Here is a 15,322-nt window from a genome sequence, read left to right as displayed (position 1 = left end):
CCACCCGCCCGGCCCACCTCGCAAGGCCAGTCGACTAACAGTCGACTCTACCGACCGGCCAGCCACGAGGGGCTGCGCCGTTGGCTGGAAACTCAGTACCGCTTGATCCCCGGCACCGTGCACCCTTCAATCTGCGCATGCGCCGACACCGCATTCTCCTTCTCGCCCCGCGCCAGGCGCGACTGCTCGATCGTCGCCCAGTGCCGGCGGCACAGCGGCCCCGTCTTCGAACCCAGGTCCACCGCCTTGCGCGCGAAGGTCTCCGCCTCGGCCCACTGGCCCTGCAGCAGCGCGATCTCCGCGCGTTCCTGCAGCACCGCCGGGTCGCCGGCCACGATCTGCAGCGCCTGGTCCAGGCTGCCGGCGGCGGCGGCCAGGTCGTTGCCCTGGCGCTGGGCCAGGGCGGTCTGGCGCAGGTCTTCCACCTGCGAATCACGCAGCGGCTGCACTGACAGTTCCTTGTCGTCCGGGCCAGCGGCGGCTTCCACGTTGGCCAGGCGCTGGGCCGGCGTGGTGGTGTCCACCGGCTTGGCTGCCGGCGGCGGGCTGCTCACGCAGGCCGCCAGGGCCAGGCTCAGGCCGGTCACGGCCAGCAACGGATACAGGGATCGAAGGGTCATCGGCATCACCGGCTGGGAGGAGGAGTGGCGGCAGCGGGCGCTGCGGCAGGTTCGGCGGCAGGCGGTTCCTGCTTGCGGTCAAGGCCGAACCAGCTGCGCCAGCCACCGCCTTCGCTTTCACCGCCCTGCTCGTCCGGCAGCGCAGCCGGGGCGCAGGGGGCGTAGGCCGGCGCGTAGCCGACCACGAACGGGAAACGACGGGCGTCCGGGCAGCCTTCATCGGTGCTGTTGGTGCCGGTGGCGGCCACCGACTGCCAGTCCAGGCCCTTGTTGCTGACCTTCAGCGGCGCACTCGGCAGGCGCTGGAAGATGCCCGACCACACCCGCATCGCACCGGTGGCGCCGTACAGGCCGGCCTGTTCGTTCTGGTCGTTGCCCATCCAGATCACTGCCAGGTGGTCGCCGGTGTAACCGGCATACCAGCTGTCGCGGCCATCGTTGGTGGTGCCGGTCTTGCCGGCCGGCTGCAGGCGGCCCAGGCCATCGGCGTTCAGGCGCTGCGCGGTGCCGCTGGCGACCACCTGCTGCAGGCCGATGCTGATCAGGTTGGCGGCAATCGAATCGCCTTCCTGGGCCGGGGCCGGGGTCTTGTCGTAGCGCTTGAGCAGCTTGCCCTGCGGATCGAGCACGCCACGCACCGCATGTAGCGGCTGGATCTCGCCGCCGGAGGCCAGGAACTGGTACAGCTGGGCCATCGCGTACGGGCTCTGGTCGGTCGAGCCGAGGATCACCGCCGGATTGGGATCCGCCTTGATGCCGGCCAGCACGTGGATCAGCTGGGTCACCCGTTCCGGGCCGACCTGCATGCCCACGCGCACGGTCGCCTGGTTGTAGGAATGGGCCAGCGCGTCGATCAGCCGCACCGTGCCGTGGCTGCGGTTGTCGGCGTTGCCCGGGCTCCAGTTGCGGCCACGGCCGAGCTGCACCGTCACCGGTGAATCATCGACCCAGCTGGCCAGCGAATAGCGGTCCGGCTGGGCCAGGGCCAGCAGGTACACGAACGGCTTCAGCAGCGAACCGACCGGGCGCTGTGCCTCGATGGCGCGGTTGAAGCCGACCTCGGAGACTTCGCGGCTGCCGATCACCGCCACCACGTCGCCGTTGTGCACATCGGTCATCACCATGCCCGCCTGCAGCTCGGGACGACGCTTGCTCTCCAGCGACTTGATGGTGCGGGTCACCGCGCCTTCGGCGTAGGCCTGCGCGGACGGCGACATGCCGCTCATCACGCTCAGGCCGGCGCCCTGCAGGGCCGATTCGGGGTAGTCATGGCCGAGCTGGCGACGCACCAGGTCGACATAGGCGGGGAAGCGGTTGGCCGCCACCAGGCCCGGGCTCTTGGGTACGCCCAGCGGCGCCTTCAGCGCACGCTGGTACTCGGCGTCATCGATCAGGGTTGCTTCGTGCAGCTTGCCCAGCACGAAGTTGCGGCGGTCGGTCGCGCGCTCCGGGTTACGACGCGGGTCGTAGTAGGACGGCCCCTTGACCAGGCCGATCAGCAGCGCGATGTGCTCGGTATCCAGCGAGGAGAGGTCGCGACCGAACCAGAACTCGGCACCGGAGGACATGCCATGGATCGCCTGGCTGCCGCGCTGGCCCAGGTACACCTGGTTGAGGTAGGCCTCGAAAATGGTGCGCTTGTCGTAGCGCGCTTCCATGATCAGCGCGTACAGCACTTCGTTGAACTTGCGGGTGAGGGTCTGTTCCTTGCCGATGCCGAGCAGGCCGCTGCGGGCCAGCTGCTGGGTCAGCGTGGACGCACCCTGGCGGCTCTGGCCACCGGAACGGATGGTCACCCACACCGCGCGCGCGATGCCGGACAGGTCGATGCCGTGGTGGCGGTTGAAGTCCTTGTCCTCCACTGCCTGCAGGCCGGTCACCAGCAGGTCGGGCGCTTCGTTCATGCGGATCAGGCGGCGCTCTTCCTGCTTCTGCCCGTACAGCGTGGCGATGCGCGCCGGATCCAGGCGGGCGGCCTTCAGTGCCTTGCGCGAATCGGGGTCACGCAGCGACGCGACGCTGCCGCCGGACAGCGACAGCTCCACGCGCTTGGCAGCGACGTGGCCATCGACATCGTTGTAGCCGCGGCTGGAGATGGTGAAGCGCCCGCCCTGCACCGCGTAGGTGGCCGGGTCCTTGCCCTGGCCATCATCGCGGTAGGCCGAGGCGGCCAGTTCGGTCTTCAGCGTGGCCGCGTCCATGGCCTTGCCGGGCACCAGCACCAGCGGGCGCGCGTAGACACGCGTCGGAATCTGCCAGCGCAGTTCGCCAAAACGCTGGGTGACCTGTTGGTTCAGGTACAGCGTGTAGGGAATGAGGAAACCCAGTCCCAACGCGACTGCCGCCATGGTCCAGGTGATCAACCGGCGGCGCCACAGGGGACCGGAGTCCTGCTGGTCGTCGTCGTCGAAATCGTCGATGTCGTCGGAATCGTAGCGTCGGGGCACGGGAATGCGGGAATGTAGGGTCAGGCGAGTCTACCCCAGCCCCTCCCGCAGGAAAGGCCCGGATTTCCACCTGTTCAGCGACTACCCGGCGGTAGACCGCCGGTCACGCCCCGCATCCCGTCCCACAGCCCCTTCAACATGAACCGCAGTCGAACCCGGCGTGGAGCCAGGAACAGGCCGTTGCCCACCAGCTTCAGCAGCAGCCGGGGAATGTCCTGGGCGACCCACACGCGCGGGGTGTACGCGCGGGTGTACAGCAGCACCCGGTTGCGCATGATGAAGTACAAGCGAAAGGGCTTGTGCACGATCACGCCGTCCGGCTTCGCCCGCGACGGCAGCAGTTCCTCGCCGATGCTGTGGCTCATCTGCGCATCGCAGATTCCATACAGCGCGTAGCCGGCACGCTTGGCACGGAAACACCAGTCCATGTCCAGGTTGTCGATGAACAGTCCCTCGTCCATCGGGCCGATCTCCCGCAGCGCCTTCATCGGCACCAGCGAGCCGGAGGTGATCAGGAAGTCGCACGACACGCGCTGGCCCGGTCCACCCCGCAGTTTGTGGTTGAACGGAAAACCAAAGCGGACGAACGGCGCCAGCACGCCACTGCGGGAATCGCGGAACTGGGGGCCGACGGCAGCCACCGGCCCGGTCCGCGCAAGCTCGACCAGGGCCGTCCACAGCACATCGACCATGCCCGGGGCGAGGACACTGTCCTGGTCCATCAGCAGGACATGGTCGAATCCCAGCGCGTCCGCCTTTTCATACGCGCGGTTCAACGCGCAGCCCAGCCCCACGTTGTGCGGGGATGCCACCAGGCTGACACCCGCTCTATCGCCCACCATCGCCGCGACGTCGACAGTGGCACTGCCATTGTCGAACACCACCAGATGCCCCACCTGCTGCAGGACGCTGTCGACCACCCGCTGCAACAGAACCGGGTCCGGTCCATAGGTAACGATCACCGCGCAGACGCGGGATGCATCGGGATCGGAGGCGGTCGCTACGCGGGACATGGCCAGGCGGGGGGAAAGTTGGAGCCGCTGGACTATACCCGACTCCTCTCCCATGGCGCAGGCTCAGCGACGCCAGGACTCCGCACCCACCTGCCGCAGGCGCTGCTCGAACGCGGCCAGCTCCGGCAGGTCCGGCTGCAGCTGGCGCACCTGGTCGACGGCGGCCGCGGCGAAGGCCACGTCGCCGCGGCCCAACCGCTCACTGCCGATGGCCAGCCAGCGCTGTGCCAGCCTCACCCGTGCCGACGGCAGGCCTGCCGCGGTCGGCGCCAGGGTCTGCCAGGCCTGCAGGCAGGCACCCGCGGCCTGCACCCGGTTCTGCCGCAGGTTGTCATCGAAACACTGGCGGCTGGCCGGCAGCAGGCGCGCGGCAGCCGCCCTCACCCGTGCATCGCGCGGCGCCAGCGCCTGTGCCTCACGCAGCGCGTCGAACGCACTGTCCCCGGGCGGGCTGATCCAGCGCCCTTCGCGCTCGGCGCGATCGATCTGGCGCAGGTGGTCGCGCAGCTTCCGCTCGCGCTGGGCCGTGCTCACTGCCGGCTGCTGCTGTGCCTGCCGCGCCTGCTGGGCGCGCTGGATGCGTTGCGCCGCCTGCTGCAATGCCGCCTGCGATGCGCCGAGTGCAGCGGCACGCGCACGGTCGGTCTCGGCCGCCTCGAACTGGAAATCGGCGGCCTGGCGCTGGCTGCGTGCCAGCAGCGCCTGCGCCGTCTGTTCGCGGCCGCGCAATGCATTGGGATCATCGGGCGCCACTGCCAGCACGGCGTCGAAGGCGTTGCCCGCGGCGTCCAGCGTCTGCTGCTTCAGTGCACGCTGGCCCTGCCGCAGGCGCTGGTCGACCGCGCGCGCCAGTGCTTCCTGGCTGGCCGGCAGATCGCTGTGACCGGCATCGAACTGGCGCGCACGCTGCAGCAGGACCGCGGTCTGCGCCAGCTCGCCGCGCGCAGCCAGCGCGCGGGCGCGCTGCAGCAGGTCGCTCAGGGCATCCTCGCGCCCTTCCAGCGCCGGCAGGTTGTCCGGCTGCAGGGCCAGGATGCGCTGGAACAGCGGCAGTGCGCTGCTGTCCCCTTCATCCAGGCGGCCAGCCGCGAACGCATTGCGCGCCTGCGCCAGCAATGCGCCGATCCCCGCGCCCGCACTGCGCCGCGCCTGCAGCTGCCGCGCCACGGCATCGGCCTGGCCCTGCGGCACCTGCAGTTCACGGGCCAGCGCGAGCGCCTGCGCACTGCCCTCGAGATCATCGGCCTGCAGCCGCTCATGCGCCTGCCGCAGCGCCGCCACGCCGGTGCTTGCCAGCCCCTGTCGCGCCTGCAGGCGATCGTTGTCGAGGGCCAGCGCGGCCTGGTAGCGTTCGCGCGCGCCGCTGCCATCGGCTGCGGTCAGCCGCCCTGCGGCCAGCGCGCGATCACCTTCGGCCAGCAGCTGCTCAATCTGCGGTTCGTCCCAGAACCAGTCGGCCAGCGGCTTGCGCAGCAGCACCAGCGCCACGAACACCACCACCGCCGCCAGCAGTGCCCAGCGCCAGACCCGGCGCGCGTGGCGTGCCTGCAGCCACCACCAGCGGCCCTCGCGGCGAACGCGGTCCAGCGCGGGGTGGTCGGCGCCGTGGCGGCGATGCGGGGGCTCGCGTTCCATGCGTGCAGGGTAGCCGGGGCAGCGTGAAGCTCAGCCCAGACGACGCGCCTCGCTCACGCCCGGCAGTGCATCCAGCTTGCCCAGCAGGTTCGACAGCTGGCCGTAATCGCTCACCTTCAGGCGCAGGCGCAGGTGCGCGCGGCCGCTGTTGCGCACGTTGTCACTATGGATATCGAGCACGTACGCGTCTTCCTGTGCGATCAGGTTGGTGATGTCCTTCAGCAGCCAGCGGCGGTCGACCGCGTCGACCACCACGTCCACTTCATAACCGTTGCCGGCCTGGCCCCATTCCACCGGCAGGATGCGCTGCGGGCTGGCGGCGGACAGGCGCGCCAGCGACGCGCAGTCTGCACGATGCACGGTGACACCGCGGCTACGGGTCAGGTACCCGACGATGGGCTCGCCGGCTACCGGCTGGCAGCAGCGCGCCAGCTGCACCAGCAGGTTGCCCACGCCCTGCACGGTGAACTTGGATTTGCCCAGGTTCTCGCGGCGCGCGGTCGGCCGCGGCAGGGTCGGCGCCGGCGCCGGCTGGCTGGCCGCACGCTCGGCTTCCAGCAGCGCACGGCTGACCTGGTTGGGCCCGGTATCGCCCAGCGCCACCTGGATGTACAGGTCGTCGACGCTGTCGGCATGGAATTTCTTCGCGGCTGCGGCCAGGTCCGAATGCTGCAGGCCCAGGCGCTTCAGTTCGCGCTCCAGCAGCTCGCGGCCGGCCTGCACGTTGCGCGCGCGGTCCAGCTTGTGGAACCAGCTGCGCACCTTTTCGCGCGAACGGTTGCTGGCCAGGAAGCCCAGTGCCGGCATCAGCCAGTCGCGGCGCGGGTCGGCCTCCTTGCCGGTCAGGATCTCCACCCGGTCGCCGCTGCGCAGCCGGTAGGTGAGCGGCACGATGCGGCCGTTGACCTTGGCGCCACGGCAGCGGTGGCCGACCATGGTGTGCACCTGGTAGGCGAAATCGAGCGGGGTGGCGCCCTGCGGCAGGTCCAGCACCTCGTCCTTCGGGCTCAGTGCATAGACGCGGTCTTCGGTCAGCTCGGCATCGAGCGCGCCGGCCAGTTCGTTGCCCTGCCCCTCCTGCGCCTGCTCCAGCAGCTGGCGCATCCAGGTGATCTTGCGATCAAACGCCTTTTCGGCGCCCTTGCTGCCTTCCTTGTACTTCCAGTGCGCGGCCACGCCCAGCTCGGCCTGCGCATGCATGTCGTGCGTACGGATCTGCACTTCGATGGTGCGCCCTTCCGGGCCGACCACGGCGGTGTGCAGCGAACGGTAATCGTTGGCCTTGGGGCGGGCGATGTAATCGTCGAACTCACTGGGCACCGGCGCCCACAGCGCATGCACCACGCCCAGCGCGGCGTAGCAGGCGGCCACGTCGTCGACCATCACCCGCACCGCACGGATGTCATACAGCTGGTCGAAGGCCAGCCGCTTCTTCTGCATCTTCCGCCAGATGCTGTAGATGTGCTTCGGCCGCCCGCTCACTTCGGCATGGATGCCCTGTGCGGCCAGCTCGCGCGACAGCGTCTTCTTGACGTGCTCGACGTAGCGCTCGCGGGCGATGCGCGTCTCGTCCACCTCGCGTGCGATGCGGCGGTAGGTGTCCGGCTCCAGGTGGCGGAACGCCAGGTCTTCCAGCTCCCACTTCAACTGCCAGATGCCCAGGCGGTTGGCCAGCGGGGCATGGATGTCACGGGTCAGCTGGGCCAGTGCGCGACGCTGCTCTTCGTCGAGCTTGTCGGCTGCACGCATGCGTGCCAGCTGGCGGGCCAGCAGGATCGGCACCACCCGCAGGTCGTGGATGATGGCCAGCAGCAGGCGGCGCAGGCCTTCGCTGTTGCGCCCCGCCTCGCGGCCGGCATGCAGCGCCCAGACCGGGTCGGCAGCGTCCTGGCCGTCGAGCAGGCCGATCACCGCCGTCTTGTGGCCGCCCATCGGCAATGTGTCCAGGTGCGCGCGCAGGCCCGGCAGGTCGAACAGCAGCGCAGCAAGCACCGCGCCTTCGTCGGCCGACAGCAGGGCCAGCGCATCCAGCGTATCGGCCAGTACCGACCAGCTGCTGCCGCGCATCTCGTGCGAGGTATCGGCAGCTTCCCACAGCTGCAGCAGGGCTTCGCGCAGCGGCGCGGGCAGCACCGCCGCCGCAGGGCGGTTCAACAAGGCTTCCAGGCCGGGGACAGACGCGCGGTTCACAGCAGTCGGACATCAAAGACAGAGGGCTCTACGGTAACGCTCCGCCCGTTCAGGAACAATCGCCACGGCCACCATCGGCGCTCATGTGTTCATGCCGGCACCTGACGGTGGCGGCAGGCGCGGCACCCTGCTTCCTGACTGGATGGTTCAGGGAACCACATCGGGTTTACAAACGGCGCGGCATGGTCGAGGCCGCTGCGGTGGTGTTCCGCAGCATGCCTGCGGGGAGTGCCGATGTCGTGGATGGAAAACGTTTCACTCGTCACGCTGCTGTTCAATTTCGCCTTCTTCTATCCGGTGGTGATGGCCTTCTTCTGGATGGTCGGCGGCATCTACTACTACCTGCGCCGCGAACGCGGTGCGCCGCGCCCTGACGCGCCGCCGCCACTGCGCAGCCAGCCACCGGTCAGCGTGCTGGTGCCCTGCTTCAACGAAGCCACCCACATCGCCGACACGATCCATGCGATCGCCGCCCAGGTGTACCCGCGCCTGGAGATCATCGCCATCAACGATGGCAGCAGCGACGCCAGCGATTCGGTGCTGGAGGGCCTGCTGCCGCAGTACCCGAACCTGCGCGTGGTGCACCTGGAAGAAAACCAGGGCAAGGCCAATGCACTGCGCATCGGCGCACTGGCCGCACGCTCGGAATATCTGGTCTGCGCCGATGCCGATGTGCTGCTGGACCCGCATGCCACGCGATGGATGGTCGGCCACCTGATCGACGGGCCGCGCGTGGGCGCGGTCACCGGCAACCCGCGCGTGCGCAACCGCACCACCCTGCTGGCACGCATGCAGGTGGGCGAGTTCTCCGCCATCATCGGCCTGATCAAGCGTGCCCAGCGCGTGTATGGCCGGTTGTTCACCCTGTCCGGCGCCATCTGCGCGTTCCGCCGCACTGCGCTGCACCGGGTCGGCTTCTGGAACGACCGCATGGTCACCGAGGACATCGACATCTCCTGGCGCCTGCAGCTGGATGGCTGGGATATCCGCTACGAACCCAATGCGCTGAGCTGGGTGCTGATGCCCGAGACCCTGCGCGGGCTGTGGCGGCAGCGCCTGCGCTGGGCCCGCGGCGGCGTGGAAGTGCTGCTGCAGCACGGCCGCAAGGTGCTGTCCTGGCGCCGGCGGCGGATGTGGGGCGTACTGCTGGAATATGCGCTGAGCCTGGCCTGGGCCTACACCATGCTGGTCATCGTGCTGCTGTGGCTGCTCGGCAAAGTGATGCCGCTGCCGCGCGCCCTGTACGTGGATACCCTGCTGCCGCGCTGGCATGGCGTGGTGCTGGCCCTGGTGTGCCTGCTGCAGTTCGGTACCAGCCTGCTGATCGAACGCCGCTACGAACGCGGCCTGGCGCGCCAGTTCTACTGGGTCATCTGGTACCCGCTCGCCTTCTGGACCATCGGCATGGCCGCCGCGGTGGTGGCCCTGCCGCGGACGATTCTTTCCTGGCGCCAACAACGCCGCGCACGCTGGATCAGCCCGGACCGAGGGGTTTCATGACGCCACCACCTGTCATCGTCCGTCCCGAGCGCCTGGGACGGCAGAAACGTTTCCTGCAACGCGCAGCCACCCTGCTGGCCTGGTCGGCCTACGCCTGGCTGTGGGTGCCGCTGGTGACCCTGGTTGCCTGGGTGCTCGGCATCCACGCAGGCTGGGAGCGCCTGTACCTGCATCGCAACGCGGTCGACCCCTTCATCCTGGCGTCGCTGCCGATCATCGCCCTGCTGTGCGGGCTGCTGCTGATCGGCTGGGCCGAGTACAACCGGGCACGGTTTGCCGATGCCGACCGCCGCCTGCGTCGCTCGGACGTGGCGGATGCCGCGGTGCAGGCCCGGCTGCAGGCGCCGCCGCAGGTGATGCACACCCTGCGCCGACACCGGGTGGTGACCGTGCGCATGGATGAGCAGGCCCGGCCGGTCAGCGCCTGGCGGTCGCAGCGCACGCCCTAGGGCAGGTGCCGCGTCGCCTGCGCTGCTCTACACTCGGGCCACATCCAGGAGAAACGCCATGCCCCTGCGTCTGCTGCGCCCGCTGTGTGTCGCCCTCGTTCTGTGCACCGTTGCGTTGCCGGCCCTGGCCCAGCGCGTTGTCGATGGCGATCTGCAGCAGCAGATGAGCCCGCAGGAGTTCAAGGCCGCCGGCCTGGACAAGCTCAGCGCCACCGAACTGGCCACGCTCAACCGCTGGCTGCAGGGCAAGGTCGAAGCAGCCACCACCGAGGCCGTGGCCGCCGTGCGCGAAGAAGCGCGCGAGGAAGGCCGCCAGGAAGTGATCGTCAAGAACCGCGGCTTCTTCGATTTCGGCAGCAAGGAGCCGATCACCGGCGTGCTGGAGGGCGAGTTCCGCGGCTTCGGCAAGGGCCGCATCTATACCCTGGACAATGGCCAGACCTGGGAACAGACCGATGCCACCACCCTGGCCGGCGTCCGCAAGACGTCGCCGAAGGTCAGCATGAACCCCGGTCTGCTGGGCGTCTGGTACATGAAGGTGGAAGGCGTGAACACCCAGGCGAAGGTCCGCCGCACCAAATAACGTTTCGACCCACCCGATGACGCCGGGCATCGCCCGGCGCCATCGCGTTACAGCTGGCGCAGCGCGGTCACCCGCTGTGCCAGTTTCTTCGCCGAGATGCCGGTGCGCGCACCCAGCTCCTGTGCGAACAGCGAGACCCGCAGTTCCTCCAGGTCCCAGCGCAGCGCCTGCCACTGCGGACGCTCGCGCAGGCCCTGCGCATCGCCTTCGCGCAGCGCATCCAGGAACGGCGTCAGTTCCAGCATGCGCGCCTGGTCGCGCGGTGGATCACGCTTGGCGCGTTCGGTACGCAGGATCATCGCCTTCAGGTAGCGCGGATACTGCGCCAGCGCATCGGCCGGCGTATCGCGCAGGAAGCCGGGATGGATCAGGCCGACCAGCTGCGCTTCCATGTCGTCCAGGTTGCCGCGCGCCCAGCCCATCAGCGGCGCCTCCAACAGCGGCTTCAGTTCGGCCACCAGCGCCAGAATGGTCTCGGCCAGCTTCAACCGCGACATCGCCTCGCCGAACAGCGCCTTGGCCGCATGGTCGCGACGCTGTTCGAAGGCCGCCGCATCGCGGATGTCTTCCAGGCCCTCGGCCAGCACCGCGTTCATCGCCGCATCGACCAGATCGCCACGCAGGCGTTCCTGCGATTCGATGGCCGCGTACAGCAGGCCGGTCTTGGGGGCGACCGGCAGCTGCTTGCGTGCCTGCTTCACCTTCTCCGCGAGGGCGATCTCCAGCAGGCGGCGCACGCCCACCGGATGGGCCTCCTGCGCCTGCTGGCGGTCGGCGAAGATGCGCAGCGCCACGCTGTCACCTTCGTCCAGCAGCGCCGGGTACGCGGGCACGCCGGCTTCGCCGGGCACCTGCAGCGGAATCGGCGTCGCCGGGAACGTACGCAGCCCGTCGGCCGCCATTTCGCGACCGGCACGCGCAGCGAAGGCATCGCCGGCACGGCCACCAAACTTCGCACGCAGCGCATCGAGGTCACGCGAGGTGGCCAGCACCTTGCCGTGCTCGTCGCGCAGGCGCAGGTTCATGTGCAGGTGCGGTTCGATCGAACCGGGCTCGAAATCGAGCGCGGTCACCGTCGCACCGGTCGCGCGTGACAGGAAGCGCGCCAGCTCACCGGTGATGGCATCGGCGCTGGGCTGCGGGAACGCCTCAAAGAAGGCACGACCGAAGTCCGGTGCCGGCACGTAGTTGCGACGCATCGCCTTGGGCAGGCTGCGGATCAGCGCCGAGGCCTTGTCGGCCACGAAGCCCGGCGCCAGCCAGCCCAGCTGCACCGGGTCCAGCGCGTTGAGCAGGTGCAGCGGCACGTCCAGGGTCACACCGTCATCGTCGGCACCCGGCTCGAAGCGGTAGTGCAGCGGCAGCCGCGCCTGGCCCAGCGGCAGGTACTTGGGGTAACGCTCCTGCTCGCTGCCCTCACCCGGCAGCAGGTCGACCAGCGACCAGTGCAGGGTCCTGCGCTGTTCCGGCGGCAGCGCCTTCCACCAGGTGTCCAGGCCGGCGGCCGAATGGATCTGCGGCGGTACGCGGTCCAGGTACCAGCGCGCCTGCCAGTCCTCGTCGGCGACGATGCCGGCCCGGCGCAGCTTGGCCTCTTCCTCGCGGGCCAGTTCCAGCACCTTCTGGTTGTCGGCGACGAAGCTGGCGCGGGTGTTGATCTCGCCGGTCACCAGGGCCTGGCGCACGAAGATGTCATGCGCTTCGCCCGGCTCGATGCGGCCGTAGTGCACCGGCTTCTTCGGTGCCAGCACCAGGCCGAACAGGCTGATCTGCTCGGAGGCCAGCACCTGGCCCTGCGCGCGCGACCAGTGCGGGTCGAAGTGCTTGCGCAGCAGCAGGTGCGGCAGCTCGGCAATCACCCAGTCCGGCTCGATCGCGGCCAGGGTCATGCCCCAGACCTTCTGCGTGTCCAGCAGGTTGGCCACCAGCAGCCACGGCGGCGGACGCTTGGACAGCGCCGAGCCCGGGAACGGCAGGAAGCGGCGCTGGCGCGGCGCCTGGAAATCACCCTTCTCGGTGCGATGGCCGATCTGCGTCGGCAGGCCCGCCACCAGTGCACGGTGCAGGGTCTGGTAGGCGGCCGCGCGCACGCGCTCGCTGAAGCCACCACCGGCCGGCGTCTGTTCCTTCTGCGCGCGCACGGCCACGGGGGCCGGTGCGGCTTCGGCCTTGCCTTCGCGGGCCAGGCGCGCGGCGCGGTGCAGCTGGCCACGGGTGGCCTTCACTGCCGCTGCATCATCACGCGCCGGGGCCGGCGCACTGCTGCCGGCCAGCAGCGGCGCCATCGAGGCCTCGGTGGCTTCTTCCTTCCAGCCCAGTTCCTCGCACAGCAGGCGCAGCTGGCGGTGCAGCTCGCGCCACTCGCGCATGCGCAGGAAGCCGAGGAAGTGGCGACCGCACCAGTCGCGCAGCTTGGATTGGGTCAGGTCTTCGTGGGCCTGCCGGTAGCCATCCCACAGGCGCAGCACGCCGACGAACTCGGAGCGTCCATCGGCAAACTGCGCATGCGCGCTGTCGGCCGCACCGCGCGCTTCGGGCGGGCGTTCGCGCGGGTCCTGGATGCCCAGGAACGAGGCGATCACCAGCATCGGCCGCAGGCAGCCGGCGGCCTGCGCGGCCACCAGCATGCGCGCCAGCTTCACGTCCACCGGCAGGCGGGCCATCTGCTTGCCGATGGTGGTCATGCGCCGCTCGGCATCGATCGCGCCCAGCTCGGTCAGCTGCTGCCAGCCATCGGCCACCGCGCGCTCGTCCGGCGCTTCCAGGAACGGAAACTCCTCGATGCGGCCCAGGCCCAGCTGCAGCATGCGCAGGATCACCCCGGCCAGGCTGGAGCGGCGGATTTCCGGATCGGTGAACTCCGGCCGCGCCTGGAAATCCGCTTCGGCGTACAGCCGGTAGCAGATGCCCTCGGCGATGCGGCCGCAGCGGCCCTTGCGCTGGTTGGCGCTGGCCTGCGAAATCGGCTCGATATGCAGGCGGTCCAGCTTGTTGCGCGGGCTGTAGCGCTTGACGCGGGCGAAACCCGGATCGACCACGTAGCGGATGCGCGGCACCGTCAGCGAGGTTTCGGCCACGTTGGTGGCCAGCACGATGCGCCGGTTCGGGCCCGGATTGAACACCCGGTCCTGGTCCTGGTTGGACAGCCGCGCGTACAGCGGCAGCACCTCGGTATTGCGGTACTTGCGCCGCTCCAGCGACTGGTGCGCATCGCGGATCTCACGCTCACCGGGCAGGAAGATCAGCACGTCGCCGCGCGAATCCAGGCGGGTGATCTCGTCGATGGCCGACACGATGGCATCGTTGACGGTGCGCTCGCCCTGCGCTTCGCCCTCGCCTTCCAGCGCGCGGTAACGCACTTCCACCGGGTAGGTGCGGCCTTCCACGCTGATCACCGGCGCATTGTCGAAATGCTGGGCGAAGCGTTCGGTATCGATGGTGGCCGAAGTCACGATCAGCTTCAGGTCCGGGCGCTTGCGCAGCAGCTGCTTCAGGTAGCCCAGCAGGAAATCGATGTTGAGGCTGCGTTCGTGCGCCTCGTCGACGATGATCGTGTCGTAGTTCGACAGCCAGCGGTCACTGGCGATCTCCGCCAGCAGGATGCCGTCGGTCATGAACTTGATGCGGCTGTCTTCGCTGACCTTGTCGTTGAAGCGCACCTGGTAGCCGACCAGCTGGCCCAGTTCGCTCTGCAGTTCCTGCGCCACGCGGCTGGCCACCGCACGTGCGGCAATCCGTCGCGGCTGGGTGCAGCCGATCATGCCGGCCTGGCCACGGCCCGCGGCCAGGCACAGTTTCGGCAGCTGGGTGGTCTTGCCCGAGCCGGTTTCACCGGCGATCACCACCACCTGGTGGTCGCGGATCAGGCCGATGATCGCCTCGGCTTCACGCGCAATCGGCAGCTGCGGGTCCAGAGTAATGGCCGGCTGCTGTTGCGCCCGCACCTGCCGGCGCTGCACCGACGCCTGCAAGGCCTGCTCGAAGGTGGCGGCCAGCGCCGCATCCTGCGGCTTGGCCTGGCAACGCGAGAGCATTCCCAGCAAACGGCCCCGGTCGCGGCTCATGGCGCCGTCGATGGCGGCACGCTGTTGGCGCAGGCGGGGTGACGGATTTTTATCGATAGCGTTCATCAATCGGTTCGTTCAAAACTTTGAAAGCGACCAGTCATCGAGACTGATTTACTGTGAAGGCCAACGATTCCACAAGGAGGAACCCCATGGCGAAGACCAAGAGCACGACCAAGCCCAAGACCGCCAAGCAGAAGCTTGCAGCGGCGGCACCGTCGGCACCCAACATCGATATCGGGATCACCCAGGGCAACCGCAAGAAGATCGCCGACGGTCTGTCGCGGTTCCAGGCGGACGCGTTCACGCTCTACCTGAAGACCCACAACTTCCACTGGAACGTGACCGGGTCGATGTTCAACTCGCTGCACACCATGTTCGAGACGCAGTACACCGAGCAGTGGGCGGCGCTGGACGATGTGGCCGAACGTATCCGTGCGCTGGGTTTCAATGCCCCGGGCTCCTACCGGGAATTTGCTGCGCTGACCTCGATCGCCGAGGAGCCGGGCCTGACCGACAGTGCGGACTGGCGGGAAATGGTACGCCAGTTGGTGGTCGCCAACGAAGCAGTCTGCCGTACGGCGCGTGAAGTGCTGGATGTGGCGGACGATGCCGACGACGCCCCGACCGAGGATCTGATGACCCAGCGCCTGCAGACCCACGAGAAGTACGCCTGGATGCTGCGTTCCCTGCTCCAGTAAGGGTTTGGGGGGCTTCGGCAGGGCTGCGCCCTGCACCCGCCGAAGCCTCAAGCCAGTGCAACGTCAACCTCAAAAGCTGGCTATCCGTGGGTTGGCGGGGTGGGTCCGGTTGAGGGGGAC

General features: G+C 69.0%; 10 protein-coding genes. 4 read left to right on the top strand and 6 right to left on the bottom strand.

The annotated features are described in order from the left end of the window. Positions 1-92: 92 nt before the first annotated feature. The 5 genes from IAE56_RS17475 to IAE56_RS17455 form a co-directional block, all read right to left on the bottom strand. Positions 93-626 (bottom strand): hypothetical protein, encoded by a 534-nt coding sequence (locus IAE56_RS17475; RefSeq protein ID WP_108769697.1) that lies wholly within the window; start codon positions 624-626, stop codon positions 93-95. Next, a complete protein-coding gene (gene mrcB, locus IAE56_RS17470; protein WP_200753401.1) occupies positions 626-3,067 on the bottom strand; it encodes a penicillin-binding protein 1B in 2,442 nt (813 codons plus the stop codon). Before mrcB ends, IAE56_RS17475 begins: the two co-directional genes overlap by 1 nt. Before the next feature lie 74 nt (positions 3,068-3,141). Next, entirely contained in the window at positions 3,142-4,134 is a 993-nt protein-coding gene (locus tag IAE56_RS17465) for a glycosyltransferase family 2 protein (RefSeq protein WP_234456169.1), read from the bottom strand. 9 nt (positions 4,135-4,143) lie between these two features. Further along, positions 4,144-5,715: a hypothetical protein gene (locus IAE56_RS17460; protein ID WP_200753400.1), complete on the bottom strand. Its 1,572-nt coding sequence runs from the start codon at positions 5,713-5,715 to the stop codon at positions 4,144-4,146. A 30-nt stretch (positions 5,716-5,745) separates the two neighbouring features. Next, entirely contained in the window at positions 5,746-7,905 is a 2,160-nt protein-coding gene (locus IAE56_RS17455; RefSeq protein ID WP_200753399.1) for a bifunctional (p)ppGpp synthetase/guanosine-3',5'-bis(diphosphate) 3'-pyrophosphohydrolase, read from the bottom strand. Positions 7,906-8,148: 243 nt separating this feature from the next. Between IAE56_RS17455 and pgaC the strand changes: the two genes are divergently transcribed. The 3 genes from pgaC to IAE56_RS17440 are packed head-to-tail and all read left to right on the top strand — an operon-like array spanning position 8,149 to position 10,437. Next, positions 8,149-9,405 carry a poly-beta-1,6-N-acetyl-D-glucosamine synthase gene (gene pgaC, locus IAE56_RS17450; RefSeq protein ID WP_200753402.1) on the top strand — a complete coding sequence of 419 codons (1,257 nt, stop codon included), beginning with the start codon at positions 8,149-8,151 and terminating at the stop codon, positions 9,403-9,405. Further along, positions 9,402-9,854 carry a poly-beta-1,6-N-acetyl-D-glucosamine biosynthesis protein PgaD gene (gene pgaD, locus IAE56_RS17445; protein WP_200753398.1) on the top strand — a complete coding sequence of 151 codons (453 nt, stop codon included), beginning with the start codon at positions 9,402-9,404 and terminating at the stop codon, positions 9,852-9,854. The genes pgaC and pgaD overlap by 4 nt, the downstream gene beginning before the upstream one ends. A 58-nt stretch (positions 9,855-9,912) precedes the next feature. Further along, positions 9,913-10,437 (top strand): hypothetical protein, encoded by a 525-nt coding sequence (locus IAE56_RS17440; protein ID WP_108769703.1) that lies wholly within the window; start codon positions 9,913-9,915, stop codon positions 10,435-10,437. 47 nt (positions 10,438-10,484) lie between these two features. Here IAE56_RS17440 and hrpA read toward each other — a convergent pair whose 3' ends face one another. Continuing rightward, positions 10,485-14,567 carry an ATP-dependent RNA helicase HrpA gene (gene hrpA, locus IAE56_RS17435; RefSeq protein WP_200753397.1) on the bottom strand — a complete coding sequence of 1,361 codons (4,083 nt, stop codon included), beginning with the start codon at positions 14,565-14,567 and terminating at the stop codon, positions 10,485-10,487. Positions 14,568-14,653: 86 nt separating this feature from the next. Between hrpA and IAE56_RS17430 the strand changes: the two genes are divergently transcribed. Continuing rightward, positions 14,654-15,202: a Dps family protein gene (locus IAE56_RS17430; RefSeq protein ID WP_108769705.1), complete on the top strand. Its 549-nt coding sequence runs from the start codon at positions 14,654-14,656 to the stop codon at positions 15,200-15,202. Positions 15,203-15,322 lie beyond the last annotated feature (120 nt).

Source organism: Stenotrophomonas sp. S41 (assembly GCF_016624625.1).
Taxonomy (GTDB): domain Bacteria; phylum Pseudomonadota; class Gammaproteobacteria; order Xanthomonadales; family Xanthomonadaceae; genus Stenotrophomonas.
The sequence above is the reverse complement of the archived record's forward strand: the minus strand, read 5'-3'. Positions and strand labels throughout refer to the sequence as shown.